Genomic DNA, 22,151 nt, shown 5'->3' with positions numbered 1-22,151 from the left:
TCCAGCTAGCCAGCTGGGCCAATCGCCGGAACACTCCGGCGAACATAATAATGGTCGAATTCACTGCTTTCGATGAATTGGAAACCATGGCGGATGTAAAAGCGATTCGACGCACTGTCCTTGAGAGCACCCACTTTAATGGGGAGTGCAGCTGCATCCGCCTCTTTGAAAATTTGAGTGAGCACCGCAGACCCTACACCTGATCCTTGCGCGCCCGGCCTCACATACAAATGGTCGAGCAAGAGTTCATTGTGGTGATGCTTGACCACTACGAAACCGACCCTCTCGCCAGATGCCTCGATGTGGCGTGTGGTGCGAGCTTCAAAACCGCTAACAAACCGCTCGCGCGCACGCACTGGATCAAATCGCCCAACACGCTCCAGGCTTTCGCGCATGGCCTCAATTCGAATGGCTACCAGATCATCCAAGTCACTTTCTTGAGCCTGGACCAACATGATTGGGGAATTTTGATCGGGTGTGACCGGCATAGTCTGCGCTCGAACTAGGATCCTGGGACGGCCAGTATAGAGAGCCTGGCATGAGCCGCCACATCCGAGGGGAATTAGCGTGATATCAATAGCCAACTGATACACATGACGGTAACGGATGTGAAAGCAATCAGTGTCGGAATGACCATCCAGTACTTGAGATGTCGTGGGATTTTTTCAACGTCCTCAACCCGTACTAAACGCCTCCATTCAAATATTCTTGGAATAAGAATGATGATAGCCATGGCAACCAGCCGCTGGGGCCTTCCATCAAAGGGTGCATGACGAAAAATATCCCTGTGCACAGTGATGTAAGCACTGCCCTCCACGTAGCGCTCTGCAGCGTCGAGCTTTTTGAACATGGCACAAAAAACCAGCGGGAGGCTTAATATCATGACGACCCCAGCGCACATGCCGATATATTCAAAGACCATTTAATCCCCCACCGTCCTATAGAGAAATTTCCCTGTGCCTTCTCCCAAGACGCTTCCGGCTTTACCTGCGGCAAATCCACCTGCGGCACCGCCGACAATGGCACATGCCAACGCTCCGGCACCCGCTGTGGGTATGCCAAAAACAATCATGCAGGCGCCGACACCGATAGGCGCCCCAAACGCCGCGCCCACAGATGCACCACCCACCCCCAACACCAATTTTCCCCCTTCAACATACTTCGCCTGCGTACATTCTTGCTCACGCCCTGTGGAACACGCCTCCGTTATCTCCAGCGCCGTCGCCCCAACATCCAACGCTATGCCAATGTAAGTCCCCTTCTTCAATATTTGCGAGGCCTTGGCTAAACGTTTAACCCTTTCCTCATACCCACGAATGTCTCCATGGTGCCAATAGCTTTTACTGGAAATCCCTAACATCTTTTTAATCGAACCTTCGTTTCTCAACCCCGTACCAAAGCGCGCCATGCCCGAGATTTGGCTATCCAACTTGGCAAACAGCGCCCTTCGCTTAACCAAAAACTCCTCCCTTGCCCCAGTGGTGCCTTTGCTCAAGTACTGCTTATGCAAACTCTCGATTTCGATAAGGGTCTTCTCGACTTGCGCCAAATGCTTGCTCCATGCACTGCTGGCACTGCCGATGCCAAGGGACGAATAGGTCAAGATGGCCTGCAACTGATCATAGTTTTTGATCAGAAATTGGTCAGTTGCGGAGTGCGCCAACAGGGCGAGCTTTATATTTTGCGCCGAGCGCATCAGCTGTGCCTCTTCAGCGGTGCAAGCGGCGGTTCGGCTATCCCCGATGATCACCAATTGCCCCGGCAACACCACCGTGTTGCGGATGTGCTGGTTGAGGGTGTCGAACTTGGTGTGTGAATACGGATCAAGCGCCAAGCTTAGTTTAAGCAATGGATAAGGCTGGGGATATTCATTGATAAATGCGTAGGGTCCCTGCATGCGTGCACCTCCAAGTGGCTGAGGCGCACGACTATAAGAAGGCGCCACAGCGGAGGTAAGACGTGTATCGGGGTGTTTTTAACGTTTCAGAAACGGACTACTTCACTCTAAGTACATGCCTACGCACTGGGCATAAAACGGGGTCAGACCCTCAGGGATTCTGACACGCTGGATTATGCTGAGGCTGGCCGCGTCAGTCGGCCTGGTCATCCTCAAGCCTATTGCGCAGGTGGTTTAGAACCTGATGGGTAGTCTGGATAGCATCGATGTCCGCCCCCTCCGCCAGCTCATTAATCCAGGGCGTCTGAAGATTCATCGCCAGATCGAATGCTTCTCTTCCAGCTTCAGTCAGGACAACCAACTGCGCTCTGCGGTGGTGTGGGTTTGGCTGAAACTCCAGCAGTCCATCATTCACCAGATCGTTAACGATCCGCTGAACGTTTTGCCGATTTGCCCCCATGTCGCGAGCAATCCATGAAACCGGTTGTGCTCGTTCGGCGTACACAATAGTACCCAGTAGTTGCCAGCGGGCGCTTGTCAGACCTAGCTCTGCGACGAGTCGATCGCCTGCAGTAAGCAGACGCGCACTTGCTCGAAAGATCTCAAGAACCAGATCGCTCATGGCGCGTCCTGCGGGGGTGTAGTTTGTCTTTTTCATGGCGCGAATCCTTCCACGTTGACACCATGATGTCAATCACAGTAGGTTTGGAGCGTGAAACCCAAATTGTCATCATGATTACAATGTAGAGGTCGCCATGCTTTCTATTCGCCCCCTTGATCCGATCGTCCCCATCACTCAACAGCTGCATTGCAGCGAAGCTCCAGTGGTATTGATCAACCTCTTCACTGTCGACGCAGACGATATACCTGACCTCCTTTGCGCATGGGAGCTGGATGCCAACTGGATGAAACAACGTGCCGGTTTCATCTCCACGCAGCTTCATCAGGCCATCGGTGGCAGCAACATGTTCTTGAATTACGCCGTATGGGAATCGGTAGAGCGGTTTCGCGATGCTTTCAATCATCCGGAATTCACCAATGCCTTGGCGCGGTATCCCTCAAGTGCCTTGGCCATGCCGCATCTGTTCACCAAGGTAGCTGTGCCGAATATCTGCACGGCCTGAGTATTAACCAACTGTCTGACGGTATTAGATAAATGCTTAGACGATTACATTTGATCTCCAGCACGCTGGCACTGATGTGCATCGCCACCTTCTTTCTGTCGACTATTTTTGTCGAACTCATCGGATCCGGACGCTCGATAGCCTCACTCAAGCACCTGATCGTGAGTCCCGGGCTTTGGATACTGGTACCGACAATGATTGCGACCGGTGCAAGTGGAGTGCTAATGAGTCGGAAACGACAAGGACGACTGGTCGCCTTGAAGAACAAACGCATGCCATTCATTGCCGCCAATGGCCTGTTGGTTCTGATGCCGTGCGCCATTGTGCTTAACCAATGGGCGTCGGCGGGAATCTTCGATACGCGTTTTTACTTCGTACAGTTAATCGAACTGATCGCAGGGGCCACCAATCTTGCATTAATGGGGCTGAATATGCGTGACGGCCTGCGCCTCAGCGGCCGACTGCTGCGGGTTGAACGTCACAGACAGTAAGCTGAATACTTGCTCCCGTTTGTCTTAAAAAGCTGGGCCGGAATCCGCCGTTTGTGACCGACAGCTATCGGCCAGAAGCGGTCTGTCGCGATCAGAAAGGTTTGACGACAACGAGTGGCTCTCGCACTCTGTTGAACTCCCATGTATGCATTAGGCTCCCCCATGTCATTAGCGACCGTAGTGCTGCTCGACTCCTGGCCACAGCCAAGTACGTCTCCCGAACCCGTAGTGTTCGCCACGGATACGCAGCTATGTTTACGGTATTGCACCGCTGGAGAAGAAGTAGCTGTAGTTCATTTTCCGCTAGTAAAGAAAATCCAGTTCGGCTCGCCTAACGACGAGACTTTGGGCGGCCATCCGCTTATTGGACTTGGCCTTAAGCATTACCAAATTCATCGGATAGATAATTCGCCTTGGCTAGCAGAGCTTGAGCAGAGAAACGCCATTCACCCTCGACACGATAAACAGCGGTTCATGGAAGATGCTATCCATTACGTCTTTACGTTTCAGGACTCTACCCTGGAATGCATCGTCATTGAGGGGCAGTTCTGGCAGCCAAAGGTACAGGTCTTCACCTCGGAGCAGGAGGCAAAGGATGGCTGGTGCAAACTTGTAAATGACGTGGTTTTATGAACCCAATAGTCAGGAGCGGATCGCTGCCTTGGGGTGAAAGCTGCCGGCCTTGAAGGGCTGCGGCCAACCCAAAGTGGTCGTAGTGCAGCTCCCGAATCAGGTCTTGAATGGATCGATCCATCCAGGCCGAAGTCCTGCCTCGCATTCTTTGCGTACGTAGGCGAGTGACTCTGCGCATCCCATTTCCGCCTCTATAGCGCCTATGCATCCCCAGCAATCGCCACCGGTATTGCCTGATAGCGGATCATCCGGATTGTCGAGTAGGCATCCGCAGATCGTGCAGTATTGCGGCTTTTTGCTGCTTGTCATAATACACTTCCGATACGTTCCATCTTGGCCGATTACGGCACTCGCGACCGGCAGAGAGCGGCCAAAAGCGGCGTTCGATCCACCACCTTCCAGCCGAAAAGCGGAAACCTCCCGATCTGTGAAAGCTAGTCTCTAAGGGTACGCATTATTTCCTCGACCACATGCTTCGTGTATTTCTCACTGAAGTCAGTTTCCGGTGGGTCGTTACTGCGGAACCATTCACCTTGATCGAATGCCTGGTAAAGCGAGAAAGCGGGCTGAGGCATATCGTTAGTCATCCCTACTTCAACCACAGCATTTATGATCCCGTTCATAACGCCGTCGCAAAAATCATAGGGTAGAGATCCTTGTAGATAGCCTTCCGCAACCGCGACGGACATTTCGTTCAGCACATCAAGCGGTGCAACGCCGAACCTTTCGCAAATGGGGACTAGATCACTCAGCATTAAACCCTCTGCTTCCGCTTTCACCGACAGTTCCTTGAGTTCGACCTTCGATAACACCATGATCATGAGCTTCTCCCTGTTAGGTGCGAAGGTAGTGCTTACAGAGTGGCCGGACAGCGGTGCCACACTTCAATTCCATGCTGCAATACGGATTCATGGTCGGTCAACTTCAGCTACAGGAAATGTCCGCTTTGGGTCGATAGTTGCAACTCAGTGAAGGTGGAAAAGCCTCAAGATCAAGCGTGAGGCTTTATCACCGTCGGCCTCATATAGACCGTGTAATCCGGCCTGATCGGTGAGTTTGTGTAGATTGAAGTGGTTGTAAAACGCTTGGCCCAGTCGCTGATGCTCGAAGCTTCCTTGACTCCAAAGCCGGACGAACTCCTCATAAGCGGCGCATTCGATCTGCAACGAGGAATCATGTCCCATGTCAGGTTCCTATCATTAGAGGGACTCAAGCGTACTAGCTGCCTATCAGCCCTTCCAGCTCGGCCTTTCCAATCAGAAAGTCAGTTATCGGCCAGTTTCTACCGTTCGGATTTTATGTCGCCACTAGACGCGAAATGGTCTTCTCGTTCACTCGGTTCGGCCCGCTGGCCAGTACCAGCGCCGATATATTGTTGCTGGTGCGATTGCAGTTAATTATATATGAGCCAGTTAAATAACCAGTAAAATCATATTTGTTAGTTTTTTATGCTGAAAATAATGATTTTTTTGAGATACTTTGCAATTGGTTTTTGTCTGTTTCGTTTAGTGTTTGATCTAGCGAGCGAGCGTTAACGGCAGCTTCTGCGGCCCACTGTCGTAACTGTCGAAAAAAGGAGAAACCGTCATGATGCTCAAGGATCCGTCCAGCACATATCGCCATTTTAATACCGTGGACTTGCCTGCCCGAGGTACCTTCCTGCGATGATCGCGCACACCGCATTGGCGGCGCTCGCTGGTGACTATGGTCATGGCGACATAGTGGCCTCGCATCGGCATGAAGAAGGTCAACTGGTTTATGCCATTAACGGTGTGATGCTGGTATCGGTCGTCGGGACCACTTGGGTGGTGCCTTCCGGGCATGCGCTCTGGGTCCCTGCGGGGGCGGAGCACCAGATCCGCATGACCGGCGAGGTGCGCATGCGCACCCTGTTGATCTCGCCGGGCGCACACCGGGCGTTGACGGAGGAATGCCACGTTCTCAAGGTTTCGCCGTTGCTGCGGGAGTTGATCATCGCCGCGGCCGATGAACATGACACTGAACCCGCTCTGTTGCGCCATGTGCAGATTGTCGAGCTGATTTTCTCGGAGCTCGACATTGCGCAGAGGGTGCTGGCGCATGTGCCGATCCCTGATGAGCCAAGGCTCAAGTCGCTGTGTGCCGAGTTTATCGACAACCCTTCACAGGAGTCGAAACTGGAGAGTTGGGCGGTGCAGCTCAATATGAGTTCGCGCACCCTGGCGCGGCTGTTCCAGAAAGAGTTGGGCATGAGTTACGGGGAGTGGCGCAAGCGCACCCGGCTGCTACTCAGCATGCAACGGCTGGCCTGCGGCGTATCGATCCTGGAGGTGGCATTGGAGCACGGTTACCAGAGCCCGAGCGCGTTTACTGCAATGTTCAAACGCACAATGGGCTACACCCCGAGCACCTGCCGCCTGGTCTGACACCCCGGCGAGCGCGCAACCCCAAGCGTCCATGGCCCCGCCTACAGGCAGGGCCATGTCTTTGCGCGTGCCCGGCCCGTGAGCGCCTGCGATAAGGCGGTCTACAGGCACATTGTCCAAATCGAAACGATGGTTGTCTGGAACTCGGGAGATGCGCGGCCCAGTGCTCTCTTAACCTGTGCGTCTACTTGGCATTCTGGGTTATTTCGATGGGTCCGCCTTTTTTCTGTGCATGGCATGGTCGTCTCTCACTCCTGGGTGTGGCGGTCGTATTGTTGGCGGGTTGTTCCTCTTGGGTCGCCCATATACCCGTGCAGCCGCAGCCGGAGCGCTTTAATGCCCTGAGCCGCCTGCCGCAGGGTGTTTCGGCCCAAGCGTTACCCGACCATTGGTGGCAGTTGTATAACGATCCGAAACTTGACGCGCTGGTGCAGCAGGCATTGATGCATAACCGCGACCTGGCTGCAGCTCAGTCCCATGTGCAGGCGATGTTGGCCGGGATCATGCGGGCCGATGCCGGGCGCTGGCCGTCGACCCAGGCCTCACTGAGCGCCGAGTACGGCAAGACAGCCGATGATCAGACCCTGGCCAAAGCCACGGACAGCCATGCTCCGTCACAGTGGGCGTTCAACCCAGGCTTCGAGCTGGCTTATCAGGTGGATATCTGGGGCCAGGTTCAGCGCAGTATCGAGCGGGCTCGGGTCCAGACGGCTGCAGCGCAGGACGCCGAAGACTTGTTGCGCATCACGGTGGTGGCGCAAACCACTCGCGCTTATGTCAATGCCTGCGCCATGGGCGCACGCGCCAGGATTCAGCGCCATTCGATGGATGTGGTCGGGCACAGCTTGGCGTTGATCGACCGGCAGCGTCAGGCCGGTGTGGTGACAGATCTCGAATACACCCGGATGCAGGCCCTACAGGCTGAAACCCTGGCGCTGCTGCCGATGTTGGAAGCACGCCGGCAAGCTGCCCTGTACGAGCTGGCAATGCTGACCGGCGTGGCGGACCTGGAACAAGGCATTGGCGCGGTGACCTGTGAGGTCGTGCCGCAACTCAATGCCGAGCTGCCGGTGGGTGATGGCTGGCAATTACTGGCGCGCCGCCCCGATATCCGTCAGGCCGAGCGCGCGCTGCAAGCGGCCACGCTGCAAGTGGATATCGTCCAGTCCGACCTGTATCCGAAGGTGACCTTTGGCGCTTCAGTGTCCTCATCCGCCAACAAACCCCATGAGTTGGGAGACAGTAGCGCGCTGGTGTTCGGCGTTGGGCCGCTGATTACCTGGCAATTCCCCAACTGGCGTGTCAATCGCGCACGGGTCAACCAGGCCAGGGCGTTGGAGCGCATGCAAGTGGCGCAATTCGAGGCCAGTGTTCTCAACGCCCTCAAGGAGGTACGCCAGGCGCTTGCGCTATACGACGGCGAGCGCCGGCGCCACGCCGCGTTGAACCAGGCCCTTGTCAGCAGTCGCCAAGCCTACAAATTGGCCCAGTTCAATTACGACGCCGGGTCTATCGACTTTCTCGACGTGCTGGACAGCGAGCGTGAGCTGATCCGCCTGCAGGCCACGCTTGCCGATGCCGACGGCCAGCTGTTGCAGCGCCAGATCGGCCTGTTTCGCGCGCTTGGCGGCGGTTGGCAGTCTTCTGCCTCTGCGACCGCTGCCCTCAGCCACACTTCCGTCAATTTTTCCGGTACCCAGCCATGAATATTGCTGTCGATGAAAAAACCGTTGTCCAGGACGAGCAGCTCATGCATGCGCGCAAGCAACGCCGCAAACGTAACCTTATCCTGCTGGGATGCGTTGTGCTGTCGATCGCGGCGGTAGGGTTCGGGGTGTACTGGATGACGGTTGGCCGTTACCTGGAACAGACCGATGATGCCTATGTGCGTACCGACTGGGTCCCCATCAGCCCGAAGGTCTCCGGGTATGTGGCCCAGGTGCTGGTGGAGGATGATCAGCCCGTCAAGGCCGGGGATGTGTTGGTGCGCATCGAGGACCGCGATTACCAGGCGCGGTTGGCGCAGGCGCGTGCGCAATTGGCGCAAACCCAGGCCTCGGTCGCGGCCCAACAGGCCAACCTGCAAGTGACCGACAGCCTGATCGCCCAGCAAAAGGCCGGGGTAAACCAGGCTGAGGCCCACACCCGCAGCGTGGCGGCCGAGTTGCGCCGCGCGAGCCTTGACCAGCGCCGCTACCAGGGCCTGGTGCGCGAACACGCGGCCAGTGCCCAGCGTCTGGAAACGGCGGCTGCCAGCTACACCCAGGCTAACGCCGCGGTGGAAATCGCCAAGGCCATGCAGCGTCAACAGCAAACCAGGTTGACCGTCGCCATTAGCCGGCGCCAGCTGGCCCAAGCCTCGCTCCAACAACAGATTGCCCGGCGCAGCCAGGCCGAGGCGCAGTTGAGCCTTGCGTCTCATGCGCTGGAAGACACCTTGATCCGCTCGCCCATCGACGGGGTTGTGGGGCAGCGCAAAGTGCGCATTCGCCAATACGTCGCGCCGGGCTTGCCGTTGCTGGCGGTGGTGCCCCTGCAGCAGGCCTATGTGGTGGCCAACTACAAGGAAACCCAGTTGCGCGATATGCGCGCCGGTCAACCGGTGGATATCAGCGTCGACAGCTATTCGGGACGCCAGCTCAAGGGCCATGTGGTGAGCTTTTCGCCAGGTTCCGGGGCCGTGTTCGCACTGCTGCCGTCGGATAATGCCACCGGCAACTTCACCAAGATCGTGCAGCGCTTCCCGGTGAAAATCGCCATCGATGAACATGACGAGGGCGGGCCTATTCTGCCGGGCATGTCGGTGATCACCACCGTTGACACCCGGCCTGGCACAAAGGGCGCGACGCATGACTGAGTCCGTTGAAAAAACTGTCTCCTTTCGCGCCTGGGTGGCGGTGATCGGCGGGCTTTTCGGCTGTTTCATGGCCGGTATGAACGTGCATGTGACCAGCGCCGCGCTGCCTGAAATCGAGGGCTCCCTGGGGGCTACCTTCGAGGAGGGCTCGTGGATTTCCACGGCTTACCTGGTCGCGGAAATCGTGATGATTCCTCTGACGGCCTGGCTGGTCCAGGTGTTCTCGCTGCGGCGGGTGATGTTGGCGGGCTCGTTTGTGTTCCTGGTGGCATCCATTGCTTGCTCCTGGGCGCCCAACCTGGAAGTGATGATCATCATTCGGGTGATCCAGGGTGCTGCCGGCGCGGTGCTGATCCCTTTGTCATTCCAGCTGATCATCACCGAGCTCCCGCCCAGCAAAATCGCAATGGGCATGGCCTTGTTCGCCTTGTCCAACAGCGTTGCCCAGGCTGCCGGGCCATCCATTGGTGGCTGGTTGACCGATGCTTACTCGTGGCGCTGGATTTTTTACCTGCAACTGGCACCGGGCATTCTCTTGTTGCTGGCGGTGGCATGGTCCATCGATGCCAAGCCCATGCAGTTGAGCTTGCTCAAAAGCGGTGATTGGGGCGGCATCCTGGCCATGATCGTCGGCCTGGGGGGCTTGCAGATCGTGCTGGAGGAAGGTGGTCGCAAGGACTGGTTCGGCTCCGATTTCATTGTGTGGGTGTCGTTGATCGCCGGCGTCGCCCTGGTGTACTTCGTGCTGTCGCAGTTGTACGGCAGGCGTTCATTCATCAACCTGCGCCTGCTCAAGAGCTACAACTTCGGAGTGGCCAGTGCGGCGATGTTCATTTTCGGCGGGGCTACCTTCGGCCTGGTGTTCCTGGTGCCCAATTACCTTTCCCAACTGCAGGGGTACAACGCCCGGGAAATCGGCATCAGCCTGATCGCCTACGGCATGGTGCAATTGGTGCTGGCACCGTTCATGCCGCGCTTGATGAAGTGCCTCAGCCCGAAACTGATGGTCGCCAGCGGCTTTTTCATCATGGCGCTGGGCTGCTACCTCGGCGCGCACCTGGACGTCGATAGTGCCGCCAACGTGATCATTCCTTCCACCGTGGTACGGGGTATCGGACAGCCGCTGATCATGGTGGCGCTTTCTGTTCTGGCGGTTTCCGGGCTGGCCAAAACTGAAGCCGGTTCCGCATCCGCGTTGTTTTCCATGCTGCGAAACCTTGGCGGGGCCGTGGGTACTGCAGGGCTGACGCAAATCGTCGCCATGCGCGAGCGCTTTCACTCAGAGCGGGTGGGAGAGTCAATCACGCTGTTTTCCTTTCCCTTGCAGGAGCGCCTGCGCGCCAGCATGGCAGACAGCGAAGACTTCCTATTCAACCAACTGTTACCCGCCCAACAGCAGGTCCTTGAAAGCCTGGTCCATACCGTGCGTCGTGAGGCGTACCTGATGGCCTACAGCGATGCGTTCTATGTGTCCTGTATCGCACTGATCTTGTGTGGTGTAGCGGCCTTGGCATTACGCCAACAATCTGGACGAGCCTAGGTTCAGGCGCACGCTATGTGATCAAGGGAGGATTGGCGACGTCCCGGGCTCGTTGAGCCGTTATTACATCGGCATATTCAATGTCGACACGGGCGTGCGCGTGCCCACGGCCAAAGAGCCGAAAATAGAACGCATTTGTGCGTTGGATCGGCTGCCGGCGCTGTAGCGTAAAAACGGGATCATATTTAACTGGGGTATGACCCCGTTTTACTTAAAGCCTAGTTGCCCCGCCCTCCTCCAAACGACCACTCATCACTGGCCGTCGTGGTGATCACCACCATGACGTCTTCCGCGTTCAACCCCGTCGCCCGCCCCAATTTCTCGACCAGATCACGGTAAAAATGCTGTTTAGTCGTAACACTTCGAGCACGCCCAGCGGTAATCGCGATCAGCACAAAGTCATGGCTACGCGGCCCACCCAGGTAGTGGGGATCGAATATCAGCTCGCCGACCTCATGCTGGTGAATGACCTGGAAGCGATCTGTCTTCGGCACTTCGAAGCTCTCGACCAGGGCGTCGTGCAACCCCTGAGACAACGCCTGTAAATACTCGGCCGACTTGCCTCGGTGCAGTGAAATTCGTGCAAACGGCATCAACGGTTACTCCTGTCGCTCTGAAAGGCCAACCTGCAATTCGCTCAGCACATTCAGCGCCGAAGCAGCCGTCGGCCAACCTGAATAAAACGCCAGATGGGTGATGACTTCGGCCAGTTCGTCAGCACTCACGCCGTTATCCAGCGCTCGTTGCAAATGAAACGGCAGTTGCTCAAGACGGTACATCGCCACCAGCGCAGCCACCGTCACCAAACTGCGTTCACGGGGCTGGAGTTGCGTACGCGCCCACATGTCGCCGAACAATACGTTGTCGGTCAACTCGGCAAACTTCTGCGGATAGTTGCCCTGGGGCTCTCCCCCAGTGGCCATAGCTGTATTCATGATGTTTTTCCCTTCAATGTCCCAATCTGAAGGATGAAATTATCAAGTCGCAACCCTTCCGAATATCAGATTTAATAGCGCCTACCATCCGGAATTAGTGGACTATTGAATGCGCCGCCCCACCTTCGATCTTGATGTATTGCGCACCTTCGTCACGGGTGTGGAGTTCAACAGCTTTGCCAAAGCTGCGGATCGTCTCGGTCGGTCGACGTCTGCCGTGAGTGCTCAGTTAAAGAAACTTGAGGAGCAGATAGGCACGCCGGTACTGGCTAAGTCCGGGCGCGGGCTGGTCTTGACCCCCATAGGCGAATCACTGCTCAGCCATGCCCGCCGGTTACTGGAGTTGAACGACAGCATTTTCCACAGCGTGCATCAAAGCCAGACCGCCGGAACCCTGCGCCTGGGGCTTCAAGAGGACTTTGGCGAACATTTCCTGAGCGATATCCTGCGACGCTTCGTACAGACTTACCCGAGGGTGAGCCTCGAAGTCAGGATCGCCCGTAATGCCGAACTGCTGACGCTGGTCGAAAGTGCAGCCCTGGACCTGGCCCTGACCTGGGACACCGGGCACCTGTCGCCTTATGCCACGCGACTGGGCGAAACACCGATGCACTGGATCGGGCCGCGCGATACGCCATTGCTGACCGCCGCTGACGACTCACCGCTGCCCTTGATAATGTTCGACGCGCCTTGCGTACTCCGCAGCGCCGCCACCCAGGCGCTGGACGCCGCGCAAATACCCTGGCGCATCGCCCTCACCAGCCCCAGCGTGGCGGGTATCTGGGCAGCCGTCGCCGCCGGGTTGGGCGTGACGCTGCGTACCCGCATTGGGCTGCCGAGCCATCTCAGTGTGGTTTCTGGCTTACCCGTCGTGCCAAGCCTTGGTTATGTGCTGCACAGCGGTGGCAGCGAGCCCACTGCGGCGGCCCGACAATTGGCTGCTTTGATTAAGGCGGGGCTGCAAGAACAGGCGTTTCGGTTCACGGTTACGCAATAATCGAAAGTACGTAAGGGCTCAGTTCGAGTGATGTGGATGGGGAGCGTAATTGGGCAGAATCGGCCAAAAGAAGACATTTAGCCTTATGCCCCCGTCATTCATAATGATTGTTCCAGTAAGAGCGAGAATTAAGCGCTGATGTTTGATCAATACTTGAAACGATGGGCGTTGACGATCGACGGTGATGCTTTCGGCTCATTGAATGGCAACCTACTGCCTGTTCGTCACCATGGCATGCCAGCCATGCTCAAAATCTCGCAAGAGCCGGAGGAGCAAGCAGGCAATCTACTCATGGCTTGGTGGGACGGTGAAGGGGCGGCACCCGTGCTGGCACATGATGGCGAGGCCTTATTGATGGAGCGCGCGACCAGCCCGGTCTCACTTACGCAGATGGTGAGCTGCGGCGAGGACGACGAGGCTACTCGCATACTCTGTGCTGTGGCTGGCCGCCTTCACACACCCCTTGCAAAACCGGCTCCTGCTTTAGTCCCACTGGAGCTACGGTTCGAAGCCTTATGGAGCGCGGCGGCAACGCACCGAGGGGTCTTTGAACAATGCGCCAAAACGGCTCGCGAACTTCTGGATGCCCCCCGTGACATCAGGGTATTGCATGGGGATATCCACCACGGCAATGTGTTGGACTTCGGAGCTAAGGGGTGGCTCGCTATCGACCCTAAGGGACTCTACGGTGAGCGCGGCTTCGATTACGCGAATATTTTCTGCAATCCCGATAGCAAAAGCGCTTTGGCGCCAAGTTGTTTCGCGCGCCGGATCGGTATCGTGACACAAGCCTCCAACATTGATCGACACCGGTTATTGCAATGGGTGCTTGCCTGGGCCGGATTGTCAGCAGCCTGGATGCTCGAGGACAACATGGAGCTGGATACCCCCATTGGCGTGGCAAAGCTTGCAGCGTTGGCCCTGGACTTGTGACTTTTACGGCCGGGCAAGGCCAGCATCATTTTTTGTCAGTGTTGGGTTGGTTGTGCCCGTTCTCCGTTTCAAACAAAAGGACTTCCATGCACATTCGTGGGCTCAAAGCGCTATTAGCGTTACCACTGCTCTTCATCATGTTTTGTGCTGAAGCTGCCTCAGTAGTGGCGAGCGACAAAGTAGTAAGCCTTTTCGAGGCGGAACAATACCAGGCGACCATTGAGGAAGCGGACCGCGTGCTTGAAACCGACTCCGACAACTCCGAGGTATTGAATATCAAGGCGCTGGCAGTCTACGTGCTGGGCGATGACCGCACCGCGATCCACCTGGTCACCCAGGCAATAGAGGCGGCCAAACAAAACGGGCAGGCATCCATCGCGCAACAGGCGACCTACTGGAACAACCTCGGCTATTTTCACGAACGACAACGCAATCTCGAAATTGCTCTTGGCTACTATGAAAAAGCCTTGAAAATGCGCCTCGCGGTACTCGCCGCAGATGACCTGCAGATTGCCGACAGCTACAACAACATCGGTACCGCGCAGAGCAAATTGGGCAGATATGAAGAGGGTTTCGAAAACCTGCGCAAAAATATCGCGTTAAGAAAGCGGCTGGGAGAACACGACGCTTCGGTAGCCACCGCCCTGAACAATCTGGGAAACGCCTATAACGTCCAGGGCAACCACAAGGCCGCGTTGCCGCTTTTTCAACAAGCACTGGATATCGACATGGCCCTGCGTGGCCCCAACCATCCCACGGTCGCCATCCGCTGGAACAACCTCGGCGACGCCTATCGCGGCCTGGGCCAGTACGACAAAGCTGAAGCCTTTTTGACTAAGGCCCTGAACAGTGACCGCGCAACGTTCGGAGAGAACCACCCCAAGGTTATTTTGCGCTACTTCAACCTTGCAAGAGTTTATGAGGCTCAAGGCGACACCGCCAAGGCGCGCGATGCGTATACAAAAGCGCTTCAGCTACTCAGGCAGGTCGACCCCGATGATGCTGCGCAAATTCGCTACTTCGAGGAAAAACTTCGAACGCTGGAAGGCTAGTGCAGGAGCGACTGCGGGAGGTCTTCGGCAACGTCAATTCACTCGGTAATGTCGGCAGCCCCCAACAATCGGTGCTTACGCCTCGGTCGGTTACGGCCCATTGTGACTGGCTGAAACCGGCCCAAAAGCAGTCGTTGGCGATGGACAGCTCCTGATCAGAAGCGGTCATTCTGAACTCATGTATGCTCGTCTGCTCAACCACATCTGAGAAAGCCCATTGACCTCCCCTTCAGAATCTCCCAATCATCACTCTGCTTCTTTTGAAGAGACCGTTGAACAGTTAGCCGAAGATCTGCGAAGAGTAGTCGGCAATCTTGTCCGGGAAGTGCGCAGTGGGTCGGACACACCGTCCTCGGCACAATCTGAAACGCTAGGTTTGCTTGACCGTCATGGCCCCGCGAGCATAAGCGCGCTTGCTGCACATCGTCACGTCAAGCATCAAAGCATGCGGCTGGTTATCGCCCAGTTGGAGCAGCAGCAGCGGGTTACACGAGGTCCTGATCCGAGCGATGCACGAAAGCAGCTTTTTGAGCTGACGCACGCTGGTCGAGCTGCGCTTGAACACAGTCGTCTTCAGCGCAGTGACTGGCTGGCACGCCTGCTTAAGGAAAAAACCACCGCGTCACAGCTGCAAACACTCGAAGCTGCGGTCAGAATCCTGGAGCAATTGATTGCCGCCGCCCCAAACGATCAATCAACCTGAGCGCAAAGCCGCCAACACACTCGGCAACGAATTGACGCCCCAGTGCTCGACATATTGGCCGTTGCGGATGCGAACGATGTCGATGATATCAATAGACACTGCACGTCCCGTTGCCTGTATCCCGGCAATCACCCCGGAGTGGCGGCCGGTAATGCGCTTTCGGGTCGTCACCTTGTCGTCTTCAGCAACCTGATCCAGCACCTCGACCTCAAGGTCGGACAAGCCCGGATGCAGAACATTGTGAAAGGTATGCCATAGACCTTCCCGACCGCCGTCTTGCCCCGCCGCCGCTGAATGGTTTATGAAATCTTGCGCCACGAGCACTTCAAATTCGTGGCGGTCGCAGTTCTCAATAACCTTCTGATTGAAACGACGGACGATAGCCTTGTTCACTGCTGACATAACGCCACCTGATGCTTGAATGCGTAGAATCTCAAATATATACAGTCAGACTGTATATATCCAGAGAATCAGTGAGCGCTGTCCGGTGACATCCGCAGGGCATTGATCTATTGCTGCCAGTCGCAGGCCCAAGGTCACGCGCTCGCGGGCGGACCTTGAACAAGCCAACGGAATCAGACGCGAACACTTGGCCGAAGGGCCGCAATATCGGCCCACAATGTTCCAGCCGGTGTCACTCCTTGGTCAGATCAACCAACGGCGTCTGCCGCACTTCAGTCTCCCGCCCATCCTGAATCTCGCTCACCTGCTTCAAGGCCTTATCCACCGCTGCCTTGTCCGCTAACAAGCTGTAGCTGATGCGGAACTGCTTGTGTTCCTTGGGCCCAATTGTCGGTACCAGGTTCAGTGGCCGCTGGTAACGGCGGTTGTAGGAAAAACTTGTCCCCGGCTCCAACCCCGTGACATAGCCCTGGCCTTGGGTATCGGTGTTTTTCCACAGGGAAAACACCGGCAGTGTCTGGGTATTGAAGCCGACCGAAACGCCCAGGCTGCCGGCCTTGTTATGCAACACGGTCAACGTATCGCCCTTGGCATCGGCATACGGCACCACGTTGTACACCGTTTCGTCGTAGTCCTTGGTCGGTGCGCGGTAGGTTTGCCAGTCGGGCAGATCGCCCTTGGCCTTGTCGTTGAACGGCGACACCTGTTTCACCGGCGCGACGAAACGAGCGCCCTGCTCCAGGAACGGGGTGCTGAAGTTGCTGTGATACAGCGCCTGGTATTCCTTCGGATAGTCGCCGTTGTTGGTCAGGGTGTCATTGAGGGCGAACACGACGCTGCCGGGTTCGGTGACCAGTTCGGTCGCGACCGAGAAGTCGACCTTCTTGAACGCCTGCTCTTTCAATTCGCCGCGCAGGGTGATGGCGTACGGTGGTTTTTCATCGATATGCAGGGTGACTTTGTTCGCAGGAATGTTGGCGGCCCGACCGTGCAGGGTCAGCAGTTCGCCGTTGTCGACGCCGGGGTGGCCGACCCATTCGTAGCCGCAGCGGGCGACCAGTTCATTAAAACCTTCCAACCAGCCCAGACCACCACGGCCATTGAGTTCGATGAAGGACGGATTGACCACTTCCTTGACCGGAGAATCCCAGCCCATGCGCACACTGCCGACCGAGGCCTGCAAGACGTTCATGCCGCGAGTCGGCACTACCGAGAGTTTCATCGTGCCGTTATCGATGTCGACGATGCTGACGCCCTCCTGGCGACCGCCGTGCAAGGTGCGCAGGGCAACGCTGAAGGGCTTGTCGGTTTTTATCCCGAGTTGCTGGCTGGTGATCTGCCAGCTCTGGGCGGCTTTGTCGGTGTCGAGCAGAACGTAATCCCAGGCCATGGCGTGGGAGGCAGCGGACAGTGCGCTGAGGGCAACAAAGAGTTTAAGCGGGGTCATGGCGACAGCCTTTCTTGGAGTTGTGCCATTTTTATAAACTTGATGAAACGTTTCAGCAAGGTAAAAATAGGGTTAACGCCGACGAGGTTGGCTGCGTGCAGTGGGCGTAAGGCAAAAAGCGGTAATGTCGCTGATAGCCGCTTGCAGCCCTTCTTTACAGTCAGCAATCGGCCAATAGCAGACAGATCGTTCTACAGCCTCGGCGCTTTGTATCAGCCAGCAGAGCACTAGCGCAGAGAGGAAAAATACTGAGTAGGCGGTTTACCCAGTGCTTTCTTGAACATAGTGATGAATGCATTAACAGAGTCATATCCCAGGATGCCCGCCACACGTTGCACGGATACCCCCTCCGCCAAATGACTCAGTGCGATCATCAAATGCAATTGTTGACGCCAGCGTCCGAAGCTCAGCCCGGTCGTGCTTTCTACAAGCCTGGCCAGCGTTCGCTCACTGGTTGCAAGCCGAGTGGCCCACTCGCGCAACGTGGTTCGGTCGCCTGGATCGGAGAAGAGCATATCCGCGATTTGTTTGATCTTGGGGTGGTCTGATATCGGCAAATGCAGCTCTTTCAGCGGAGCATCGGAAAGCTGCTCAAGCAGCACTGCAACCAGCCGCGCTGTCTTGCCCTCGGAATCGTAAGCAGGTTCCTGTTCAGCGAGATGCAGGATCATCTCCCGAACAAGGGGCGTAATGGCAACCGTGCAGCATTCTTCAGGCATGGCTGCCGCACCGGGCTCAACGAACAGAAAGCAGGTCCGGGCGTTTTCGGTCACTCGGCAACTGTGCGGCGTGCCGCCCGGGATCCATACGGCGTGCTGGGGAGGGACAAGCCAGAGTGCATTTTGCACCTCACAGCTCACTGCGCCATGCAAAGACAGGATCAGCTGGCCTTTGCGATGATCATGCGGACGGGCACCCGAACCATTGAGGTCAGGCGCAACCTTGAGCGCAATCGCTGCCTGGGCGAAAAGGTCTGAATCGAAATCTTCCGGCGAGGAAACGACATTTTTTGAGCTTGGCATAATTTAGATATCAGGTGTCTTGATATCTATATTAGACGATTCTGAAGTTCTCTACATTTGTCTTCTTTTAAGAGGACAGATAAAGAATATGTCAGATACAAAAAACAAGTGGCATGCCATCGCGCTCGTCGCAGGCATTCTGCTTATCGCCGTGAACCTGCGCGCTCCCTTTACCAGCATCGCGCCCGTTTTGCCGCTGATCCAGAATGATTTTGGCTTGAGCGCCTCAGCTCTAGGCCTGCTTACTTCACTGCCATTACTTGCCTTTGCAGCCTTCTCCCCGCTCAGCGCATCGGTCGCCCGCAGGTTCGGCATCGAGCGCACGCTTTTCGGTGCACTGTTGGTCATTTCAGCGGGCATCCTGCTCCGCTCCGCAGGCAGTGCCTGGGCGTTGTACGCCGGTGCGGTATTGATAGGCACCGGGATCGCCCTGGGCAACGTGCTGCTGCCCGGCCTGATCAAACGCGACTTTTCAACAAAAATGGCGTCCATGACCGGCGCTTACTCCATCACAATGGGCGCAGCAGGCGCTGTCGGTTCAGCTGTGATAATTCCGCTGACCCAATCATGGGAATGGCCGATTGCCCTGAGTTTGTTGGTCGCAGCCCCTCTGTTGGCGATGGTGGTGTGGCTTCCGCAGTTGAAAAAACACGAACACGTAAATCTGTCCGGTCCGAAACAAGCGCCAACCGTGGCCGTCTGGCGTTCGCCGCTGGCATGGCAGGTCACGCTGTTCATGGGGCTGAACGCGATGCCTTTTTATGTCGCCGTCGGCTGGCTGCCGACCATTCTGATGGACCATGGCATATCCCCGGAGCAAGCAGGCACGGTACACGGCACGCTTCAACTGACCACGGCCATTCCCGGCTTGATTCTGGCGGCCACGCTTCGTCGTCTCAAAGACCAGAAACTGGCAGCCGCTACCGTCAGCCTGTTAACCGCCTCATCCCTGATCGGGCTCATTTACGCGCCAGACTACGCCATGTTGTGGGCCGCGGTCCTGGGCTTCGGCTCTGGTGCCAGCATGATGCTCGGCCTGACCTTCATCGGCTTGCGCACAAAAAATGCCGGTGACACGGCGGCACTTTCAGGAATGGCGCAGTGCGTCGGCTACCTGATGGCAGCCGCAGGCCCCTTGCTGCTGGGCCAACTGCACGACTGGACCGGTGGCTGGACAGCACCGCTGCTGATCACAGCCGCAATCTCCGTAGCCGGCGCATTCACCGGCATGCTGGCCGGGCGCAACGTTCAACTTGAATCTGCTGAATCATCGTCGCGAACAAGCCCAGCAATCCAGTCAGCGAATGCGCTCACAGTTGGCGATAAAAAGCGCTGATGCGGGTATAGCAGGTGCACAGGAACCGATGCGGGCTGCCAGTCAGCAAGCACTTCGACCAGTCGCCCTTCTCGCAGATGCTCGCTGACCACATTCTCAGCGAGCTGCACCAGCCCGAAGCCTTCAAGGCACATTTTGATGTAAAGCCCAGTCTCGTTGACGGCCGCTGTGCCGTTCACCGGGACTGAGATTTTTTCGGTACCACGGGCAAAACGCATTTCACCTGCTTGCCTTGCGCGGCCCGAGAAGTAATGGATGGCCCGGTGGTGAGACAAATCTTGCGGATTTTGCGGAGTGCCGTTCTCTTCGAGATAGGCGGCAGACGCACAGGTTACCCAGCGAAACCGACCGAGTGGGCGCGCAACGAGCGTTGAGTCATCGAGCTCGCCTGTACGAATAACGCAATCGACACCCTCTTGAACCAGATCAACCTGCCGATCGTTGACGCCTATCATCAGGTAGATATCTGGGTAGCGCCTGTAGAAGTCTTGCAGGTTTGGCATGACGATGAAGTGTGCAATGCCACCCGGCATATCGACACGCAAACGCCCCTGTGGCCGTTTTACGGAATCCGTCAGGCTGGTCTCTGTGTGTTCGATCAGCTCCAATATTTCCCGGCATTGCGCCAAATATTGTGCGCCCTCAGAGGTCAGGCTGACACGCCGCGTTGTTCTGTTCAGCAGGCGTACCTGCAAGTACTTCTCAAGACTTTTAACGCTGCTGGTAACTGTCGAGGCCGGCAGTGAGAGCGTCTGCGCCGCCTGGATAAAGCTTCCTGCTTCAGCCACACGTACGAAAACCTGCATCGCTTGAATACGGTCCATGACTGTTAGCAACCTCAAAGCAGTGATCGGGGGAAGTCGTTATTATTCGTAAATATTGAATAATAAAAACAGTTTAACCATCTTTTTCCCGCGGTACCGCATTGCGTACATTGCTTCCAACGAAATTTGAAGAGGTGTACAGAAAATGGCTAAATATAACCGCAGCATTGTGCAGGCCCCGGCCGCTCCGGCCGCCCGCACCCTTATCCGCGGCGCCACTGTGCTGAGCATGGATGGCGATATTGGCAATCTGGCGCGCGGCGATATCCTTATCGAAGGCAGCACCATCACGGCCATAGGTGAAAACATCGAGGCTGGCGACGCCGTGGTTATCGAGGCATCCGGTATGATTGCCATGCCTGGCATGGTCGATACGCATCGTCACTCATGGGAGGGCCAACTGCGTCGAATCAATCCGAATGCCGAAACCCTGGAAGACTACTGCAACGCCACGCACTTCTCGTTCGCCAAATACTATCGCCCGGCTGACATGTATATCGGCAACCTGCTGACTGCATTGGGCTGCATCGATGCGGGCATCACGACCGTGGTCGATAACTCGCACAACAGCCGTACCGGCGCGCACTCCGATGCTGCGGTAGAGGCGCTGCTTGATGCTGGTATCCGATCTGTACACGCCTCCGGTGCGCCAGTTTCCGGTGAGTGGGACAAAGCCCACTGGCCCGGCAACCTGGAGCGTCTCCAGGAAAAATACGTCAATAACGGTGACAACCCGCTGCTCTCGCTGGCGGTGATGGCACAGCTTGAACCTGAGCTGTGGGCTGAGGCCAGGCGTCTGGGGCTGCCGATCATCACCGAATTTTTTGGCGGGGACATGGCAGCTGAGTTGGAGGGTTTGCATCGCGAGGGCCTGCTGCGTCCCGATAACATCTTCAACCACTGCACCTCGCTGCCGGACGCCGGCTGGAAAATCCTTAGCGAGGCTGGCGTGCGGGTCAACGTATGCCCGCGTTCAGATGCCCACTACGGCATTGAAGATGGAATGTTCGCCATGCAGTCGGCCCAGCGCCACGGCATCAGCCCGGGGCTGAGTGTCGATAACGAAACCTCCTACAGCGGTGACATGTTCATGGAGATGAGGGTGGCTTTCTACCTGCAGCGCGTCATGGGCATGCATCAGCAGCGCTGCTGCGGCGCAGAACATCATCCGGTGACCCTGCCTGCTCATGGCCTGCTCAAAGCCGCCACTCTCGACGGCGCTGCCTGCGCCGGATTGCAGGAGAAAGTCGGCAGCCTGGCCCCCGGCAAACAGGCCGACTTGATCCTTATAAACACGCAGGACATCAACCTTTACCCGTCAGGCAACGCATTCGGCACCGTGGTACACGCGGCCGAACGCAGCAATGTCGACACAGTCATGATTGGCGGGTGCATCGTCAAACGCGGCGGCAAGGTGCTGGGCGTGGACAGCGCAAGGCTGCGTGCAGCAATCGACGAGTCCCGTGAGCATCTGTTTGCTGCCGCAGGCTACCAGCCCGATATTTTTGCCGAGACATTCATGCCGCTTGAGTCAGCCAAGTAAGGGGGCGCGA

General features: G+C 56.8%; 24 protein-coding genes and 1 pseudogene. 14 read left to right on the top strand and 11 right to left on the bottom strand.

The genetic code is table 11. From position 1 onward, the window contains the following. Positions 1-5 precede the first annotated feature (5 nt). From HU759_RS12425 to HU759_RS12410, 4 genes are all read right to left on the bottom strand, one after another. Positions 6-488, bottom strand: coding sequence for a GNAT family N-acetyltransferase (locus HU759_RS12425; RefSeq protein ID WP_099548749.1), 483 nt, complete (start codon positions 486-488; stop codon positions 6-8). A gap of 74 nt (positions 489-562) precedes the next feature. Beyond that, positions 563-922 carry a hypothetical protein gene (locus tag HU759_RS12420; protein WP_099548748.1) on the bottom strand — a complete coding sequence of 120 codons (360 nt, stop codon included), beginning with the start codon at positions 920-922 and terminating at the stop codon, positions 563-565. Next, positions 923-1,897: a hypothetical protein gene (locus HU759_RS12415; RefSeq protein WP_099548747.1), complete on the bottom strand. Its 975-nt coding sequence runs from the start codon at positions 1,895-1,897 to the stop codon at positions 923-925. A 193-nt stretch (positions 1,898-2,090) separates the two neighbouring features. Further along, positions 2,091-2,555, bottom strand: coding sequence for a MarR family winged helix-turn-helix transcriptional regulator (locus tag HU759_RS12410; RefSeq protein ID WP_169988759.1), 465 nt, complete (start codon positions 2,553-2,555; stop codon positions 2,091-2,093). Between the two features lie 97 nt (positions 2,556-2,652). Here HU759_RS12410 and HU759_RS12405 point away from each other — a divergent pair, with 97 nt between their 5' ends. The 3 genes from HU759_RS12405 (at position 2,653) to HU759_RS12395 (ending at position 4,145) form a co-directional block, all read left to right on the top strand. After that, the gene (locus HU759_RS12405) at positions 2,653-3,021 is read left to right on the top strand and encodes an antibiotic biosynthesis monooxygenase family protein (RefSeq protein ID WP_169988757.1); all 369 of its coding nucleotides are present in this window, start codon (positions 2,653-2,655) and stop codon (positions 3,019-3,021) included. A 32-nt stretch (positions 3,022-3,053) separates the two neighbouring features. After that, positions 3,054-3,512, top strand: coding sequence for a hypothetical protein (locus tag HU759_RS12400; RefSeq protein ID WP_099548745.1), 459 nt, complete (start codon positions 3,054-3,056; stop codon positions 3,510-3,512). A 162-nt stretch (positions 3,513-3,674) separates the two neighbouring features. Further along, positions 3,675-4,145 carry a hypothetical protein gene (locus HU759_RS12395; protein ID WP_170038506.1) on the top strand — a complete coding sequence of 157 codons (471 nt, stop codon included), beginning with the start codon at positions 3,675-3,677 and terminating at the stop codon, positions 4,143-4,145. A 434-nt stretch (positions 4,146-4,579) separates the two neighbouring features. Here the strand turns inward: HU759_RS12395 and HU759_RS12390 are convergent, their stop codons facing one another. Next, positions 4,580-4,966, bottom strand: a complete 387-nt coding sequence (locus tag HU759_RS12390; RefSeq protein ID WP_170038508.1) for a hypothetical protein — start codon at positions 4,964-4,966, stop codon at positions 4,580-4,582. 843 nt (positions 4,967-5,809) lie between these two features. Here HU759_RS12390 and HU759_RS12385 point away from each other — a divergent pair. From HU759_RS12385 to HU759_RS12370, 4 genes are all read left to right on the top strand, one after another. Continuing rightward, entirely contained in the window at positions 5,810-6,550 is a 741-nt protein-coding gene (locus tag HU759_RS12385; RefSeq protein WP_099548742.1) for a helix-turn-helix transcriptional regulator, read from the top strand. Between the two features lie 209 nt (positions 6,551-6,759). Then, the gene (locus HU759_RS12380; protein ID WP_186618308.1) at positions 6,760-8,256 is read left to right on the top strand and encodes a TolC family protein; all 1,497 of its coding nucleotides are present in this window, start codon (positions 6,760-6,762) and stop codon (positions 8,254-8,256) included. Then, positions 8,253-9,407 (top strand): HlyD family secretion protein, encoded by a 1,155-nt coding sequence (locus HU759_RS12375; RefSeq protein ID WP_099548740.1) that lies wholly within the window; start codon positions 8,253-8,255, stop codon positions 9,405-9,407. The genes HU759_RS12380 and HU759_RS12375 overlap by 4 nt, the downstream gene beginning before the upstream one ends. After that, positions 9,400-10,947 (top strand): MDR family MFS transporter, encoded by a 1,548-nt coding sequence (locus tag HU759_RS12370; RefSeq protein ID WP_099548739.1) that lies wholly within the window; start codon positions 9,400-9,402, stop codon positions 10,945-10,947. Before HU759_RS12375 ends, HU759_RS12370 begins: the two co-directional genes overlap by 8 nt. Before the next feature lie 218 nt (positions 10,948-11,165). Here HU759_RS12370 and HU759_RS12365 read toward each other — a convergent pair whose 3' ends face one another. After that, the gene (locus tag HU759_RS12365; protein WP_099548738.1) at positions 11,166-11,540 is read right to left on the bottom strand and encodes a tautomerase family protein; all 375 of its coding nucleotides are present in this window, start codon (positions 11,538-11,540) and stop codon (positions 11,166-11,168) included. Positions 11,541-11,546: 6 nt separating this feature from the next. Next, positions 11,547-11,882, bottom strand: a complete 336-nt coding sequence (locus HU759_RS12360; protein WP_170038512.1) for a carboxymuconolactone decarboxylase family protein — start codon at positions 11,880-11,882, stop codon at positions 11,547-11,549. Positions 11,883-11,991: 109 nt separating this feature from the next. Between HU759_RS12360 and HU759_RS12355 the strand changes: the two genes are divergently transcribed. From HU759_RS12355 to HU759_RS12340, 4 genes are all read left to right on the top strand, one after another. Beyond that, on the top strand, positions 11,992-12,879 hold the full coding sequence (locus HU759_RS12355; protein WP_186618310.1) for a LysR substrate-binding domain-containing protein: 888 nt from the start codon (positions 11,992-11,994) through the stop codon (positions 12,877-12,879). A 138-nt stretch (positions 12,880-13,017) separates the two neighbouring features. After that, on the top strand, positions 13,018-13,812 hold the full coding sequence (locus HU759_RS12350) for an aminoglycoside phosphotransferase family protein (RefSeq protein ID WP_186618312.1): 795 nt from the start codon (positions 13,018-13,020) through the stop codon (positions 13,810-13,812). An 86-nt stretch (positions 13,813-13,898) separates the two neighbouring features. Beyond that, complete coding sequence (locus HU759_RS12345; protein ID WP_186618313.1) at positions 13,899-14,864, top strand: tetratricopeptide repeat protein; 966 nt, start codon at positions 13,899-13,901, stop codon at positions 14,862-14,864. 217 nt (positions 14,865-15,081) lie between these two features. Then, a complete protein-coding gene (locus tag HU759_RS12340; RefSeq protein WP_186618314.1) occupies positions 15,082-15,567 on the top strand; it encodes a MarR family transcriptional regulator in 486 nt (161 codons plus the stop codon). Here the strand turns inward: HU759_RS12340 and HU759_RS12335 are convergent. Continuing rightward, positions 15,559-15,969 carry an ester cyclase gene (locus HU759_RS12335; protein WP_177023831.1) on the bottom strand — a complete coding sequence of 137 codons (411 nt, stop codon included), beginning with the start codon at positions 15,967-15,969 and terminating at the stop codon, positions 15,559-15,561. The genes HU759_RS12340 and HU759_RS12335 overlap by 9 nt on opposite strands. Positions 15,970-16,081: 112 nt before the next feature. Between HU759_RS12335 and HU759_RS29840 the strand changes: the two are divergent. Continuing rightward, positions 16,082-16,186: pseudogene (locus HU759_RS29840) on the top strand (Mg chelatase-like protein); the annotation flags it as partial. Between the two features lie 15 nt (positions 16,187-16,201). Here HU759_RS29840 and HU759_RS12330 read toward each other — a convergent pair. Continuing rightward, positions 16,202-17,416: an aldose 1-epimerase family protein gene (locus tag HU759_RS12330; protein ID WP_186618315.1), complete on the bottom strand. Its 1,215-nt coding sequence runs from the start codon at positions 17,414-17,416 to the stop codon at positions 16,202-16,204. Positions 17,417-17,643: 227 nt separating this feature from the next. After that, positions 17,644-18,438: a helix-turn-helix transcriptional regulator gene (locus tag HU759_RS12325; RefSeq protein WP_099548731.1), complete on the bottom strand. Its 795-nt coding sequence runs from the start codon at positions 18,436-18,438 to the stop codon at positions 17,644-17,646. Positions 18,439-18,526: 88 nt separating this feature from the next. On the opposite strand from HU759_RS12325, the gene HU759_RS12320 reads away from it, so the two are divergent. After that, positions 18,527-19,774: an MFS transporter gene (locus tag HU759_RS12320; protein WP_186618316.1), complete on the top strand. Its 1,248-nt coding sequence runs from the start codon at positions 18,527-18,529 to the stop codon at positions 19,772-19,774. Here the strand turns inward: HU759_RS12320 and HU759_RS12315 are convergent. Then, entirely contained in the window at positions 19,687-20,598 is a 912-nt protein-coding gene (locus tag HU759_RS12315; RefSeq protein ID WP_099548730.1) for a LysR family transcriptional regulator, read from the bottom strand. The genes HU759_RS12320 and HU759_RS12315 overlap by 88 nt on opposite strands. A 145-nt stretch (positions 20,599-20,743) precedes the next feature. Here HU759_RS12315 and HU759_RS12310 point away from each other — a divergent pair, with 145 nt between their 5' ends. Continuing rightward, complete coding sequence (locus tag HU759_RS12310) at positions 20,744-22,141, top strand: amidohydrolase family protein (protein ID WP_099548729.1); 1,398 nt, start codon at positions 20,744-20,746, stop codon at positions 22,139-22,141. Positions 22,142-22,151: the final 10 nt, after the last annotated feature.

Origin of the sequence: Pseudomonas sp. OE 28.3 (assembly GCF_014268205.2) — a bacterium.
GTDB lineage: Bacteria > Pseudomonadota > Gammaproteobacteria > Pseudomonadales > Pseudomonadaceae > Aquipseudomonas > Aquipseudomonas edaphica.
Note: the sequence above shows the minus strand (reverse complement) of the source record. Positions and strands in the feature narration are given on the sequence as shown.

Bases quoted from the DNA above. Each gene is read 5' to 3' on its own strand.
- HU759_RS12425 (WP_099548749.1), bottom strand. From the start codon at position 488: ATGCCGGTCACACCCGATCAAAATTCCCCAATCATGTTGGTCCAGGCT.
- HU759_RS12420 (WP_099548748.1), bottom strand. From the start codon at position 922: ATGGTCTTTGAATATATCGGCATGTGCGCTGGGGTCGTCATGATATTA.
- HU759_RS12415 (WP_099548747.1), bottom strand. From the start codon at position 1,897: ATGCAGGGACCCTACGCATTTATCAATGAATATCCCCAGCCTTATCCA.
- HU759_RS12410 (WP_169988759.1), bottom strand. From the start codon at position 2,555: ATGAAAAAGACAAACTACACCCCCGCAGGACGCGCCATGAGCGATCTG.
- HU759_RS12405 (WP_169988757.1), top strand. From the start codon at position 2,653: ATGCTTTCTATTCGCCCCCTTGATCCGATCGTCCCCATCACTCAACAG.
- HU759_RS12400 (WP_099548745.1), top strand. From the start codon at position 3,054: ATGCTTAGACGATTACATTTGATCTCCAGCACGCTGGCACTGATGTGC.
- HU759_RS12395 (WP_170038506.1), top strand. From the start codon at position 3,675: ATGTCATTAGCGACCGTAGTGCTGCTCGACTCCTGGCCACAGCCAAGT.
- HU759_RS12390 (WP_170038508.1), bottom strand. From the start codon at position 4,966: ATGATCATGGTGTTATCGAAGGTCGAACTCAAGGAACTGTCGGTGAAA.
- HU759_RS12385 (WP_099548742.1), top strand. From the start codon at position 5,810: ATGATCGCGCACACCGCATTGGCGGCGCTCGCTGGTGACTATGGTCAT.
- HU759_RS12380 (WP_186618308.1), top strand. From the start codon at position 6,760: ATGGGTCCGCCTTTTTTCTGTGCATGGCATGGTCGTCTCTCACTCCTG.
- HU759_RS12375 (WP_099548740.1), top strand. From the start codon at position 8,253: ATGAATATTGCTGTCGATGAAAAAACCGTTGTCCAGGACGAGCAGCTC.
- HU759_RS12370 (WP_099548739.1), top strand. From the start codon at position 9,400: ATGACTGAGTCCGTTGAAAAAACTGTCTCCTTTCGCGCCTGGGTGGCG.
- HU759_RS12365 (WP_099548738.1), bottom strand. From the start codon at position 11,540: ATGCCGTTTGCACGAATTTCACTGCACCGAGGCAAGTCGGCCGAGTAT.
- HU759_RS12360 (WP_170038512.1), bottom strand. From the start codon at position 11,882: ATGAATACAGCTATGGCCACTGGGGGAGAGCCCCAGGGCAACTATCCG.
- HU759_RS12355 (WP_186618310.1), top strand. From the start codon at position 11,992: ATGCGCCGCCCCACCTTCGATCTTGATGTATTGCGCACCTTCGTCACG.
- HU759_RS12350 (WP_186618312.1), top strand. From the start codon at position 13,018: ATGTTTGATCAATACTTGAAACGATGGGCGTTGACGATCGACGGTGAT.
- HU759_RS12345 (WP_186618313.1), top strand. From the start codon at position 13,899: ATGCACATTCGTGGGCTCAAAGCGCTATTAGCGTTACCACTGCTCTTC.
- HU759_RS12335 (WP_177023831.1), bottom strand. From the start codon at position 15,969: ATGTCAGCAGTGAACAAGGCTATCGTCCGTCGTTTCAATCAGAAGGTT.
- HU759_RS12330 (WP_186618315.1), bottom strand. From the start codon at position 17,416: ATGACCCCGCTTAAACTCTTTGTTGCCCTCAGCGCACTGTCCGCTGCC.
- HU759_RS12325 (WP_099548731.1), bottom strand. From the start codon at position 18,438: ATGCCAAGCTCAAAAAATGTCGTTTCCTCGCCGGAAGATTTCGATTCA.
- HU759_RS12320 (WP_186618316.1), top strand. From the start codon at position 18,527: ATGTCAGATACAAAAAACAAGTGGCATGCCATCGCGCTCGTCGCAGGC.
- HU759_RS12315 (WP_099548730.1), bottom strand. From the start codon at position 20,598: ATGGACCGTATTCAAGCGATGCAGGTTTTCGTACGTGTGGCTGAAGCA.
- HU759_RS12310 (WP_099548729.1), top strand. From the start codon at position 20,744: ATGGCTAAATATAACCGCAGCATTGTGCAGGCCCCGGCCGCTCCGGCC.